This window comes from Streptomyces rubrogriseus, from assembly GCF_027947575.1.
Classification (GTDB): domain Bacteria; phylum Actinomycetota; class Actinomycetes; order Streptomycetales; family Streptomycetaceae; genus Streptomyces; species Streptomyces rubrogriseus.
Genome location: NZ_CP116256.1, coordinates 6,710,723 through 6,723,284, shown reverse-complemented (window position 1 = coordinate 6,723,284; position 12,562 = coordinate 6,710,723). Strand labels below are relative to the sequence as shown.

General features: G+C 72.3%; 13 protein-coding genes. 11 read left to right on the top strand and 2 right to left on the bottom strand.

Features of this window, described 5'->3' with window-relative positions; genetic code table 11:
• The first annotated feature begins 78 nt into the window (after nucleotides 1-78).
• Complete coding sequence (locus Sru02f_RS30105; protein WP_109036107.1) at nucleotides 79-1,248, top strand: D-alanine--D-alanine ligase family protein; 1,170 nt, start codon at nucleotides 79-81, stop codon at nucleotides 1,246-1,248.
• Nucleotides 1,249-1,426: 178 nt separating this feature from the next.
• On the opposite strand, the gene Sru02f_RS30100 is transcribed toward Sru02f_RS30105, so the two are convergent.
• Nucleotides 1,427-1,660 carry an Lrp/AsnC family transcriptional regulator gene (locus Sru02f_RS30100; RefSeq protein WP_003973433.1) on the bottom strand — a complete coding sequence of 78 codons (234 nt, stop codon included), beginning with the start codon at nucleotides 1,658-1,660 and terminating at the stop codon, nucleotides 1,427-1,429.
• A gap of 233 nt (nucleotides 1,661-1,893) precedes the next feature.
• Here Sru02f_RS30100 and Sru02f_RS30095 point away from each other — a divergent pair, with 233 nt between their 5' ends.
• Nucleotides 1,894-2,862, top strand: a complete 969-nt coding sequence (locus Sru02f_RS30095; protein ID WP_003973432.1) for a thiamine-phosphate kinase — start codon at nucleotides 1,894-1,896, stop codon at nucleotides 2,860-2,862.
• Complete coding sequence (thiD, locus tag Sru02f_RS30090; RefSeq protein ID WP_109036105.1) at nucleotides 2,859-3,668, top strand: bifunctional hydroxymethylpyrimidine kinase/phosphomethylpyrimidine kinase; 810 nt, start codon at nucleotides 2,859-2,861, stop codon at nucleotides 3,666-3,668. Before Sru02f_RS30095 ends, thiD begins: the two co-directional genes overlap by 4 nt.
• An 85-nt stretch (nucleotides 3,669-3,753) precedes the next feature.
• Here the strand turns inward: thiD and rpmB are convergent, their stop codons facing one another.
• The gene (gene rpmB, locus Sru02f_RS30085; protein WP_003993230.1) at nucleotides 3,754-3,939 is read right to left on the bottom strand and encodes a 50S ribosomal protein L28; all 186 of its coding nucleotides are present in this window, start codon (nucleotides 3,937-3,939) and stop codon (nucleotides 3,754-3,756) included.
• Nucleotides 3,940-4,205: 266 nt separating this feature from the next.
• On the opposite strand from rpmB, the gene Sru02f_RS30080 reads away from it, so the two are divergent.
• The 8 genes from Sru02f_RS30080 to rnc all read left to right on the top strand — a co-directional run bounded on the left by Sru02f_RS30080 (nucleotide 4,206) and on the right by rnc (nucleotide 12,493).
• Nucleotides 4,206-5,975, top strand: a complete 1,770-nt coding sequence (locus Sru02f_RS30080; RefSeq protein ID WP_109036103.1) for a DAK2 domain-containing protein — start codon at nucleotides 4,206-4,208, stop codon at nucleotides 5,973-5,975.
• A gap of 61 nt (nucleotides 5,976-6,036) precedes the next feature.
• A complete protein-coding gene (gene recG / locus Sru02f_RS30075; protein WP_109036101.1) occupies nucleotides 6,037-8,265 on the top strand; it encodes an ATP-dependent DNA helicase RecG in 2,229 nt (742 codons plus the stop codon).
• Nucleotides 8,266-8,320: 55 nt separating this feature from the next.
• Nucleotides 8,321-8,908, top strand: a complete 588-nt coding sequence (rsmD, locus tag Sru02f_RS30070; RefSeq protein WP_109036099.1) for a 16S rRNA (guanine(966)-N(2))-methyltransferase RsmD — start codon at nucleotides 8,321-8,323, stop codon at nucleotides 8,906-8,908.
• Nucleotides 8,909-8,934: 26 nt separating this feature from the next.
• A complete protein-coding gene (gene coaD, locus Sru02f_RS30065) occupies nucleotides 8,935-9,414 on the top strand; it encodes a pantetheine-phosphate adenylyltransferase (protein ID WP_003973426.1) in 480 nt (159 codons plus the stop codon).
• A 133-nt stretch (nucleotides 9,415-9,547) separates the two neighbouring features.
• Nucleotides 9,548-10,681, top strand: coding sequence for a cell division initiation protein (locus tag Sru02f_RS30060; protein WP_109036097.1), 1,134 nt, complete (start codon nucleotides 9,548-9,550; stop codon nucleotides 10,679-10,681).
• Between the two features lie 144 nt (nucleotides 10,682-10,825).
• The gene (locus tag Sru02f_RS30055; protein ID WP_109036095.1) at nucleotides 10,826-11,479 is read left to right on the top strand and encodes a YceD family protein; all 654 of its coding nucleotides are present in this window, start codon (nucleotides 10,826-10,828) and stop codon (nucleotides 11,477-11,479) included.
• A 2-nt stretch (nucleotides 11,480-11,481) separates the two neighbouring features.
• Nucleotides 11,482-11,655: a 50S ribosomal protein L32 gene (gene rpmF, locus Sru02f_RS30050; protein ID WP_006139588.1), complete on the top strand. Its 174-nt coding sequence runs from the start codon at nucleotides 11,482-11,484 to the stop codon at nucleotides 11,653-11,655.
• A gap of 7 nt (nucleotides 11,656-11,662) precedes the next feature.
• Nucleotides 11,663-12,493: a ribonuclease III gene (rnc, locus tag Sru02f_RS30045; protein WP_003973423.1), complete on the top strand. Its 831-nt coding sequence runs from the start codon at nucleotides 11,663-11,665 to the stop codon at nucleotides 12,491-12,493.
• The last annotated feature ends 69 nt before the right edge of the window (nucleotides 12,494-12,562 follow it).

Here is a 12,562-nt window from a genome sequence, read left to right as displayed (position 1 = left end):
AACCCGCCGGAACCCGCGCGCCACGCGGCCCCGCCGACGCTGTCTCACCGCCCTGCGGACGGGTACTCTCAACGCGATATGAGCACCGAGAACCTCCCCCAGAACCCTGAGCAGAGCCCCCAGCGGCCGCCCCGCAAGCCGCGTGTGGCCGTCGTGTTCGGGGGGCGCAGCTCCGAACACGGGATCTCCGTGGTCACCGCCGGCGCCGTCCTCGCGGCCATCGACCGGACGCGGTACGACGTCCTGCCGATCGGCATCACCAGGGACGGCCGCTGGGCCCTCACCGCCGACGAACCGGAACGCATGGCGATCACCGAACGCCGTACGCCCGACGTCGAGGAACTGGCCGAGTCGACCGAGGGCGGAGTGCTGCTGCCGGTCGACCCCGCCAACCGCGAGGTCGTCTACAGCGAACCGGGCTCGGTGCCCAAGGCGCTGGGCGAGGTCGACGTCGTCTTCCCCGTGCTGCACGGCCCGTACGGCGAGGACGGCACCCTCCAGGGCCTGCTGGAGCTGTCCGGTGTGCCCTACGTCGGCGCGGGCGTGCTCGCCTCCGCCGTCGGCCAGGACAAGGAGTACATGAAGGCGGTCTTCTCCTCCTACGGGCTGAAGGTCGGCCCGTACGCGGTGATCCGCCCCCGCGAGTGGGAGCAGGACCGCTCCGGCGCCCGCAAGAAGATCGTCGACTTCGCCGGCGAGCACGGCTGGCCGCTGTTCGTGAAGCCCGCGCGCGCGGGCTCCTCGATCGGCATCACCAAGGTCGACGACCTCGCCGGCCTCGACGAGGCGATCGAGGAGGCCCGCCGCCACGACCCGAAGATCCTGGTCGAGGCGGCGCTGCGGGGCCGGGAGATCGAGTGCGGGGTGCTGGAGTTCGAGGACGGCCCGCGCGCCTCCGTCCCGGCCGAGATCCCGCCGCCCTCGGAGCACGCGTACTACGACTTCGAGGCCAAGTACATCGACTCCACTCCCGGCATCGTGCCGGCCCCGCTCACGGCCGAGGAGACCGCCGAGGTCCAGCGCCTGGCCGTCGCGGCGTTCGACGCGGCCTCCTGCGAGGGGCTGGTGCGCGCGGACTTCTTCCTCACCGAGGACGACGAGTTCGTGATCAACGAGATCAACACCATGCCCGGCTTCACGCCGATCTCCATGTATCCGCAGATGTGGCAGGCGAGCGGGGTGAGCTACCCGGAGCTGGTGGACCTGCTGGTCCAGGCGGCGCTGCGGCGGTCCACGGGACTGCGCTGACGCTTTTCGCGTCGTGACCACAGAGAAGGCGACTCCCTCGGGGGTCGCCTTCTCGCAGTATGATCAGCGGGTTTCCTGTCCGATCCGGGAACCGTCGTCCACTTGCCGTCGTCTGCCGAGGAACAGCACGCGGCGGCGATCAACGGGACGGGACCGAGCGGCGGTGAGGGGGCGGGAGCTAGAGATGGACGACCGGACAGGTCAGGGTGCGGGTGATGCCGTCCACTTGCTGGACCTTGGCGACCACCATGCGACCCAGTTCGTCGACGGTGTCCGACTGGGCGCGGACGATGACGTCGTAAGGTCCTGTCACGTCCTCGGCCTGGATCACGCCGGGAAGCTTGCTGATCGTCTCGGCGACGGTCGACGCCTTGCCGACCTCGGTCTGGATCAGAATGTACGCCTGTACCACGGAACCTCCAGAGCGGCCACGAGGATCATGTGGGGAAAAGGAACGCCACGGTATCGCGTAGCCGCTCTCCGAGGGGAGACCCGCGGGCCGCGGGCCTCGCGCGTCGGGGTGCCGGTAGGACACGAGTTGACGATCACGCCGACCGTGGCGACGGTCATTTCGACCGTAACGAGGACACAGATGACGCGCGACCGGGCACGGACACGGACAGGGACGGAAGGGGAGCCAAGGCGATGAAGGGCACTGTTGGTGAGCTGGGGGAGTTCGGGCTCATCAGGGAGCTCACCTCCCGTCTCACCACCACCCCGGCGGTACGGGTGGGTCCGGGCGACGACGCCGCGGTGGTGGCCGCGCCCGACCGCAGGGTGGTGGCCAGCACCGACATCCTCGTCGAGGGGCGGCACTTCCGCCGGGACTGGTCCACCGCGTACGACGTGGGCCGCAAGGCGGCGGCGCAGAACCTGGCCGACATCGCGGCCATGGGTGCCGTGCCGACCGCCCTGCTGCTCGGCCTGGTCGTGCCCGCCGAACTGCCGGTGACCTGGCCGACCGAGCTGATGGACGGGCTGCGCGACGAGTGCCAGGTCGCGGGCGCCTCCGTGGTCGGCGGCGACGTGGTGCGCGGCGACACCATCACCGTCTCCATCACCGCCCTCGGCGACCTGCGCAACCAGGAACCCGTCACCCGGGCCGGCGCCCAGCCCGGCGACCTCGTCGCGGTGACCGGCTGGCTGGGCTGGTCCGCCGCCGGGTTCGCCGTCCTGTCCCGCGGCTTCCGCTCGCCGCGCGCCTTCGTCGAGGCCCACCGCCGCCCCGAACCGCCCTACCACGCGGGCCCGGCCGCCGCGGGCCTGGGCGCCACCGCCATGTGCGACGTGAGCGACGGACTGATCGCCGACCTGGGGCACATCGCCGAGGCCAGCAAGGTCCGGATCGACGTGCGCTCCGGGCAGATCGACATCCCGTCCCAGATGAACGACATCGGGCAGGCCGTCGGCGTCGACCCCATGCAGTGGGTGCTCACCGGGGGCGAGGACCACGCGATCGTGGCGACCTTCCCGCCGGACGTGAAGCTCCCCGCCCGCTGGAAGGTCATCGGCGAGGTCCTCAACCCCTCCGCACTGCCCCAGGTGACGGTCGACGGTGCCCCCTGGACCAGCAAGGGCGGCTGGGACCACTTCGGCGGGGACGTGGAGTCGTGACCGCGCCGACCCCACCCGGGACCCCGCCCCTGGTGCTCACCGTGGCGGGCTCCGACTCCGGCGGCGGCGCCGGGATCCAGGCCGACCTGAAGACGATGCTCGCCCTCGGCACCCACGGCATGAGCGTCCTCACCGCGGTCACCGCGCAGAACTCCCGCGGCGTGCAGGGCGCCTGGGAACTGCCCGTGGAGGCGGTGCGCGCCCAGTACCGCAGCGTCGTGGACGACATCGGCGTGCAGGCGGTCAAGACCGGGATGCTCTCCTCCGCCGAACTCGTCGAGACGGTCGCCGAATTGCTGGCCGGCACCGACGCGCCCGCCGTCGTGGACCCGGTCGGCGTCTCCAAGCACGGGGACGCGCTGCTCGCCTCCTCGGCCCTGGAGTCGGTCCGCACCAGGCTCCTGCCGGTCGCCACCGTCGCCACGCCCAACCTCGACGAGGTCGCACAGCTCACCGGCGTACGCGTCGAGGCCGAAGCGGATCTGCGCCGGGCCGCGGCGGCCGTCCTCGCGTTCGGACCGCGCTGGGTGCTGATCAAGGGCGGTCATCTGGCCGGTGACGCCGTCGACCTGCTCACCGACGGCTCCGAGGAGCACTGGCTGCGCGCCCCCCGCCTCGACAACCGGCACACGCACGGCACGGGCTGCACCCTCGCCTCCGCCGTGGCCTGCGGGCTGGCGAAGGGACAGTCGGTGCCGGCGGCGGTGAGGGCGGCCAAGGAGTACGTCACCGGGGCGATCACCGCCGGGTTCCCGCTCGGCGGCGGCATCGGACCCGTGGACCACCGCTGGGCGCTGGGGGAGTGAGGACACGGCAAAAAGCCGGTCCACACGAGGTGGACCGGCTCCCTACAGCGGACCAGGCAGTGGCCGCGCGCTCAGCTGAGACGCGTCAGCGCGAGACCTTGCCGGCCTTGATGCACGAGGTGCAAGCGTTCACGCGCTTCGGCGTCCCGCCCACCACGGTACGCACACGCTGGATGTTCGGGTTCCAGCGACGGGACGTACGGCGGTGCGAGTGCGAGATGTTGTTGCCGAAGCCCGGCCCCTTGCCACAGACGTCGCAGTTGGCAGCCACGGGTCACTCCAAAGACTTCAGATGCACTTACGGTTGATCCCGGCATGCCGGGATCAAGCTCTCGGAGTCGCGAACGGTCCGGGATCTGAGTGGCGGTGCCAGGGGGATTGGCCCGATCGGGATCGGGCAACCGGAGCAGCATACAACGGCTGCTCCCGTACAACGAAACTACCACGGCAGCTCAGGGCCCCGTCCCGGCCCTCTTCCGGTGGGCGGCCCGCCAAGGTCTACGCTGCCTGCCACGTCCGCAGCTCAGGGAGGCGCAGGTGGCGCAGGTGCCGCAGAGGTTCTTCGACGCTCTGGCGGTGCGTACCTGGTGCGGTCTGTCGCTGCGCGCGCTGGGCCGGGCGCGCGAGGAGATCGACGCGATCAACGTCTATCCCGTCGCCGACGGGGACACCGGCACGAACCTCTACCTGACCGTCGAGTCGGCGGCCGCTGCCGTGGAGGCCGTCTTCGCGGCACACGAGCTGGACGCGGGTGCGCGGCGCGCGAGCGAGTCGCCGAGGGGCGCGAGCGAGGCACCGGGGGCGGCGAGCCAGACGCCGCCCGAGGCGAGCGAAGGCCCCTCGCTGGCCGACGCCGTCGGTGCCATGGCGCACGGCGCGCTGATCGGCGCGCGGGGCAACTCCGGCACGATCCTCGCGCAGCTGCTGCGCGGCATGGCCCAGGTGCTCACCGCGGGGAGCGATTCCGAGCGCGCCGGGGGCTCCGGTCTGCGACGGGCCCTGCGGCACGCCGCCGCGTCCGCCCGGCAGGCCGTCGCCCACCCGGTCGAGGGCACCGTCCTGACCGTCGCCTCGGCCGCCGCCGACGCGGCCGACGGGGCCGAGGACGACTGCGCCGAAGTGGCCCGCGCCGCCTACGAGGGTGCCCGCGCGGCGCTCGCCGCCACCCCGGGCCAGCTGCCCGCCCTGGAGCGCGCCGGAGTGGTCGACGCGGGCGGCCACGGCCTGGTGACGGTCCTCGCGGCCCTGGTGGAGACGTTCACGGGCCGGGTGCCCGGCCCGGTCGCCGTGCCGCACGCGCGCGTGGAGCGTGACGGAGAGGGGCTCGCGGACGCGCGCACCCCCGCCGGGGAGTGCGCCACGGAGACGGCGGACGAGGAGAACGGTCCCGCCTTCGAGGTGATCTACCTCCTGGAGGCCGAGGACGCGGCCGTGGCCCGGCTGCGGCAGCGGCTCGACGCCCTCGGGGACTCGCTCGTCGTGGTCGGCGGCGACGGGCTGTGGAACGTCCACGTGCACGTCGACGACGCGGGCGCCGCCGTGGAGGCCGGCGTCGAGGCCGGCCGGCCGTACCGGATCCGCATCACCCACTTCGGGCACGGAGACGCGCACACCGCGGGGACCGAGCGCCCGCCCCGGGAACGGGCCCAGCGCGCCGTGGTGGCCGTCGTACCGGGGGAGGGCCTGGCGGCGCTGTACACCGAGGGCGGCGCGACCACCCTGCTCGCGCGCCCCGGGGAGCCGCCCGCGAGCGGCGAGCTGGTCCAGGCCGTCCGGCGGGCACACGCGCGCGAAGTGGTGCTGCTGCCCAACGACGCCGAACTGCGCCACACCGCCGCCGCGGCGGCCGAGCAGGCCCGCACCGAGGGCATCCGTGTCGCCCTCATCCCGACCCGTTCCGCGGTGCAGGGCATCGCCGCGCTCGCCGTGCACGAGCCCGAGCGGCGCTTCGACGAGGACGTGGTGGCGATGACCTCGGCGGCCGGCGCCACCCGCCACGCCGAGGTCACCGTCGCCGAACGCCAGTCCTGGACCACGGCCGGCATCTGCCAGGCCGGTGACGTGCTCGGCCTCATCGACGGCGACGTGGCCGTGATCGGCGCGGACGTCGCCCAGGTCGCCGCGACGGTCCTGGACCGCATGCTGTCGGCCGGCGGCGAGCTGGTCACCCTGGTCCTCGGCGACGCGGCGCCGCAGGCCGTCGCCGACCGGCTGGAGGCCCGCGTCCGGGAGGCCTACCTCGCCGTCGACACGGTGGTCTACCGGGGCGGCCGGCAGGGCGCCCTGCTGCTGGTCGGCGTGGAGTAGCCGGGCGAGTACGGGGCCGTTACGGCGCTCCCCTGGGCCGTTGTCAGTGGCGTGGTGTGCAATGGATCTCGTGCCCGCACTGCAAGAACCCCTGAAGAAGGTGCTCGGCCCCGCCACCGCGAAGGTGATGGCCGAGCACCTCGGCCTGCACACCGTCGGCGACCTCCTCCACCACTACCCGAGGAGATACGAGGAGCGCGGTCAGCTCACCCACCTCGCCGACCTGCCCATGGACGAGCACGTCACCGTGGTCGCCCAGGTCGCCGACGCCCGCCTGCACACCTTCGCCTCCTCGAAGGCCCCGCGCGGCAAGGGGCAGCGGCTCGAGGTGACCATCACGGACGGCAGCGGCCGCCTCCAACTGGTCTTCTTCGGCAACGGCGTCCACAAGCCCCACAAGGAACTCCTGCCGGGCACCCGCGCGATGTTCGCGGGCAAGGTCTCCGTCTTCAACCGCCGACTGCAACTGGCCCACCCGGCGTACGAGTTGCTGCGCGGCGGTGACGACGATGGCGACGCGGCCGAGAGCGTCGAGTCGTGGGCGGGCGCCCTCATCCCCCTCTACCCGGCCACCGCCAAGCTGGAGTCCTGGAAGCTCGCCAAGGCGATCCAGACGGTACTGCCCAGCGCCCAGGAGGCCGTCGACCCGCTCCCCGGCTCCCTGCGCGAGGGCCGGGGCCTGGTCTCCCTGCCCGAGGCCCTCCTCAAGATCCACCGCCCGCACACCAAGGCCGACATCGAGGACGCCCGCGCCCGCCTGAAGTGGGACGAGGCCTTCGTCCTCCAGGTCGCCCTCGCCCGCCGCCGGCACGCCGAGTCCCAGCTCCCCGCCGTCCCCAGGAAGCCCGGCGCCGACGGGCTGCTCACCGCCTTCGACGACCGTCTCCCCTTCACCCTCACCGACGGCCAGCAGCAGGTCTCCCGGGAGATCTTCGACGACCTCGCCACCGACCACCCGATGCACCGGCTGCTCCAGGGCGAGGTGGGCAGCGGCAAGACCCTGGTCGCCCTGCGCGCCATGCTCGCCGTCGTCGACTCGGGCGGGCAGGCCGTGATGCTGGCGCCCACCGAGGTGCTCGCCCAGCAGCACCACCGGTCGGTCGTCGAGATGATGGGCGAGCTGGCCGAGGGCGGGATGCTCGGCGGCGCCGACCACGCCACCAAAGTGGTGCTGCTCACCGGCTCCATGGGCGCCGCCGCCCGCCGCCACGCCCTGCTCGACCTGGCCACCGGCGAGGCGGGCATCGTCATCGGCACCCACGCGCTGATCGAGGACAAGGTGCAGTTCCACGACCTCGGCCTGGTCGTCGTGGACGAGCAGCACCGCTTCGGCGTGGAGCAGCGCGACGCCCTGCGCGGCAAGGGCAAGCAGCCCCCGCACCTGCTCGTCATGACCGCCACGCCCATCCCGCGCACGGTGGCCATGACCGTCTTCGGCGACCTGGAGACCTCCGTCCTCGACCAGCTCCCGGCCGGGCGGTCCCCGATCGCCAGCCATGTCGTCCCGGCCGCGGACAAACCCCACTTCCTCGCCCGGGCCTGGGAGCGGGTCCGCGAGGAGGTCTCGAACGGCCACCAGGCCTACGTCGTCTGTCCCCGCATCGGCGACGAGGACGACGACCCCAAGAAGGGTGCCAAGCAGTCCAAGCAGCCCCCGGAGGGCGACGCCGACAAGCGCCCCCCGCTCGCCGTCCTCGACGTCGCCGAGCAGCTCGCCAGGGGCCCGCTCCAGGGGCTCGGGGTGGAGGTCCTGCACGGCAGGATGCAGCCCGACGACAAGGACGCGGTCATGCGCCGCTTCGCCGCCGGGGAGACCGACGTCCTGGTCGCCACCACCGTCATCGAGGTCGGCGTCAACGTGCCCAACGCCACCGCGATGGTGATCATGGACGCCGACCGCTTCGGCGTCTCCCAGCTGCACCAGCTGCGCGGCCGGGTCGGGCGCGGCTCCGCCCCCGGCCTGTGCCTGCTGGTCAGCGAGATGCCCGAGGCGAGCGCGGCCCGCCAGCGGCTGAACGCGGTCGCGAGCACCCGCGACGGCTTCGAGCTCTCCCGGATCGACCTCGAACAGCGCCGCGAGGGCGACGTCCTCGGCCAGGCGCAGTCCGGCGCCCGCACCTCCCTGCGCGTCCTCGCCGTCATCGAGGACGAGGAGATCATCGCGGAGGCGAGGCAGGAGGCGGCGGCCGTCGTCGCCGCCGACCCGGAGCTGACCGGCCTGCCCGGGTTGCGCACGGCCCTCGAGGCGCTGCTGGACGAGGAGCGGGAGCAGTACCTGGAGAAGGGCTGAGAGACTGGCAACGGACACCGTCCGTCCACCCGAGCACACCGACAAGGACCCAGAAATGACCCGCGTGATCGCCGGCAAGGCCGGCGGACGTCGACTGGCCGTCCCGCCGGGAACCGGCACCCGCCCCACCTCCGACCGTGCGCGCGAGGGCCTGTTCTCCACCTGGCAGTCCCTGCTCGGGGGCCCGCTGGACGGCGAGCGGGTCCTCGACCTGTACGCGGGTTCCGGCGCCGTCGGCCTGGAGGCGCTCTCCCGCGGCGCCGGGCACGTCCTGCTCGTGGAGGCCGACGCCCGCGCCGCCCGCACGGTCCGGGCGAACGTCGACTCCCTCGGTCTGCCCGGCGCCGAGGTCCGGGCGGGCAGAGCGGAACAGATCATCCGCACCCCGGCCCCCGCCGAGCCGTACGACGTCGTCTTCCTGGACCCGCCGTACGCCGTCTCGGACGACGATCTTCGCGAGATCCTGCTCACACTCCGTACGGAGGGGTGGCTCGGGACGGAAGCGCTCGTCACCGTGGAGCGCAGCACCAGGGGCGGCGAATTCCACTGGCCGCACGGCTTCGAAGCCATCCGGGCCCGTCGCTACGGCGAGGGAACGTTTTGGTACGGTCGCGCCGCCTCTACGTGCGAAGACGCACGATGACCGGACCGGAGAGCGAGGGAACTCAAGTGCGCCGTGCCGTCTGTCCCGGGTCGTTCGACCCGATCACCAACGGACACCTCGACATCATCGCCCGGGCCTCCAGCCTGTACGACGAGGTCTACGTCGCCGTGATGATCAACCAGGCGAAGAAGGGCCTGTTCGAGATCGAGGAGCGGATCGACCTCATCCGCCGGGTCACCGCCGAGTACGGGAACGTCCGCGTGGAGTCCTTCCACGGCCTGCTCGTCGACTTCTGCAAGCAGCGCGAGATCCCGGCCATCGTCAAGGGCCTGCGCGCGGTCAGCGACTTCGACTACGAGTTGCAGATGGCCCAGATGAACAACGGCCTCTCCGGTGTGGAGACCCTCTTCATCCCCACCAACCCCACCTACAGCTTCCTGTCCTCCTCCCTGGTCAAAGAGGTCGCGACCTGGGGCGGCGACGTCGCCCACCTGGTGCCGCCGCTGGTCCTCGAAGCCCTCACGGAGCGCCTGCGGAACCGCTGACCGCCCGGTCGCCCGCCCACCGCCGCAGCCCACGGGGACTGACAACCCGTCACCCGGTGTCCCCGGGACACCCCGGGGTCGTACAGTCGTCCCGTCCGTCTCCAACACAGCTGTAGAGAGTGGCGAGCACACGGTGGACGTGCAGAACAAGCTCGACGAGATCACCGCGATGGTCTCCGGCGCCCGCGCCATGCCCATGTCGGCCTCGTGCGTGGTCAACCGCGCCGAACTGCTCTCGATGCTGGAAGAGCTGCGCGCGGAGCTGCCCGGTTCCCTCGCCCAGGCGCAGGAGCTGATCGGCGACCGCGAGCAGATGGTCGCGCAGGCCCGCCAGGAGGCCGACCGGATCATCGAGGGCGCGCACGCCGAGCGCGGCTCCCTGATCGCCGACACCGAGGTCGCCCGCCGCTCCCAGGCCGAGGCCGACCGGATCCTCGCCGAGGCCCGTCAGGAGGCCGAGGAGGTCCGCGCCGAGGCCGACGACTACGTCGACTCCAAGCTCGCCAACTTCGAGGTCGTGCTCACCAAGACCCTCGGCTCCGTCGGCCGGGGCCGCGAGAAGCTCCTCGGCACCGGACCCGGCCTCGACGAGAACGGCTACGAGGACGAGGACGCCCCCGAGCGCAGCCACGACCCGGAGACCCTGCGCCGCGACGCCGACGCCTACGTCGACACCAAGCTCGGTGCCTTCGAGGCCGTGCTGGCCAAGACCCTGGACGCGGTCGGCCGGGGCCGCCAGAAGCTGCACGGCCGGATCGCCACCGACGACCTCGGCGCCCTCGCGGACGACATGACCACCGTCCAGCACTCCAGCGACGCCGACTACCTCGCCGACCTCGCGGGCCTCGCCGACGCCCCGGCCGCCGCCCCCGCCGAGCAGCAGGGGCAGCCCCAGTACGGCGAGCAGCAGCCCGTGGCGGCCCGGATGCCGGCGCAGGCCGTGCCCGAGATGCCGTCCCAGGAGCCGGCGTACGGCTACGCCCCCCAGCAGCAGCCCGATCCCTACGCGGCCTACCAGCAGCCCTACGACGGCGGACCGGACCCGTACGGCTACCAGCAGCAGGGCGCCGACCCGTACGCCTACCAGTACGACGGCGGCCAGCAGGCGTACGACGCACAGCAGGGCTACGCCCAGCCCCCGCAGCCGCAGCAGCCCCCGCACGCCCCGCAGGCCCATCCGCAGGCGCTCGACGAGACCAGCCTCTTCGACACCAGCATGATCAGCGCCGAACAGCTGCGGGCGTACGAACAGGGCCGCGGACTCTAGGAGCGAGGGGGCCGTCCGGGCCGGATTGGGCCGAGAGCGAATGGTCCAGTATCCTGGCTCTTCGGTCGCGTGTACGCCCGCGATCGCCGCTGCCCGGGAACACCGAAGGGCGGCACCCCCAACCCACGAAGACCGAAAGCAGGAATGGTTCTGAACGCGCGCCTCGACCACCGCGACCCCCTCGTGTTCGACACGCACGAGCTGGGACGGCGGCCCGGTGCGCTCCAGCGCCTGACCCGCACGGTCGACGCTCCCAAGGACTTCGGTCTCCAGGGAGTCATCGGAGTGCCGGAAGGCGCCCCGGTGGAGCTCGATCTCCGGCTCGAGTCGGTCATGGAAGGGGTGCTCGTCACAGGCACCGCCCGTGCCAGGGCCGAGGGGGAGTGCGTAAGGTGTCTGGAGCCGCTGGAGCAGCAGCTCGAAGCGGACTTCCAGGAGCTGTTCTCGTACCCTGACGCCGACGACCGTGGCCGCCCCGTGGCGGAACCGGGCGACGACGCCGAGGACGACGAGGACAGGTTCTTCGTCGAGGACGGCCTGATCGGCCTCGAACCCGTGCTGCGCGACGCGGTGGTGCTCGCACTGCCGATGCAGCCGGTGTGCCAGGAAGACTGCCAGGGTCTGTGCTCCGAATGCGGAGTGCGCCTGTCGGACGACCCGGACCACCACCATGACGCCGTCGACATTCGTTGGGCGGCATTGCAGGGACTCGCCGGTTCACTCGGAGACGGCGAGAAGGACGAGATGAGCGGCGACGGGTCGGATTCCGCGGACGCCGCCGAGAAGCAGGAGAAGTAGCCGTGGCTGTTCCGAAGCGGAAGATGTCGCGCAGCAACACGCGCCACCGCCGGTCGCAGTGGAAGGCTGCGGTCCCCACCCTGGTTGCGTGCGAGCGCTGCCACGAGCCCAAGCTGCAGCACATCGCGTGCCCGGCTTGCGGCACTTACAACAAGCGCCAGGTCCTCGAGGTCTGAGCGGCTGGTGAGAGGCACTGTGTCAGTCCCCAAGAAGGCGGAAGACGCCAAGGCGGACCCACCCGCCAAGAAGAAGGCGGACACCCAGGCCTCGTCCCACACGCTTCTGGAAGGGCGGCTCGGCTATCAGCTCGAGTCCGCCCTTCTGGTGCGTGCGCTGACCCACCGTTCCTACGCGTACGAGAACGGCGGTCTGCCGACGAACGAGCGGCTGGAGTTCCTCGGGGACTCCGTGCTCGGCCTCGTCGTCACGGACACGCTGTACCGCACCCACCCCGACCTGCCCGAAGGCCAGCTGGCCAAGTTGCGGGCCGCGGTGGTCAACTCGCGTGCGCTGGCGGAGGTGGGCCGCGGGCTCGAACTCGGCTCCTTCATCCGGCTCGGCCGCGGTGAAGAGGGCACGGGCGGCCGGGACAAGGCGTCCATCCTCGCCGACACCCTCGAAGCGGTGATCGGCGCGGTCTATCTCGACCAGGGCCTCGACGCGGCCTCCGAACTGGTGCACCGCCTGTTCGACCCGCTGATCGAGAAGTCCTCCAACCTCGGTGCCGGCCTGGACTGGAAGACCAGCCTCCAGGAACTCACCGCGACCGAAGGGCTCGGCGTCCCCGAGTACCTGGTCACGGAGACCGGCCCGGACCACGAGAAGACCTTCACTGCTGCCGCCCGCGTCGGAGGCGTCTCGTACGGCACCGGCACCGGCCGCAGCAAGAAGGAGGCGGAGCAGCAGGCCGCGGAATCCGCATGGCGGTCCATCCGGGCCGCGGCGGACGAGCGCGCCAAGGCGACGGCCGACGCCGTCGACGCGGACCCCGACGAGGCGTCCGCCTCCGCCTGACCCGTCCACCGCACGGTGCGAACGCCCGCCCCTTTGCCGGGGCGGGCGTTCGCACCGTCGCCCATCCAC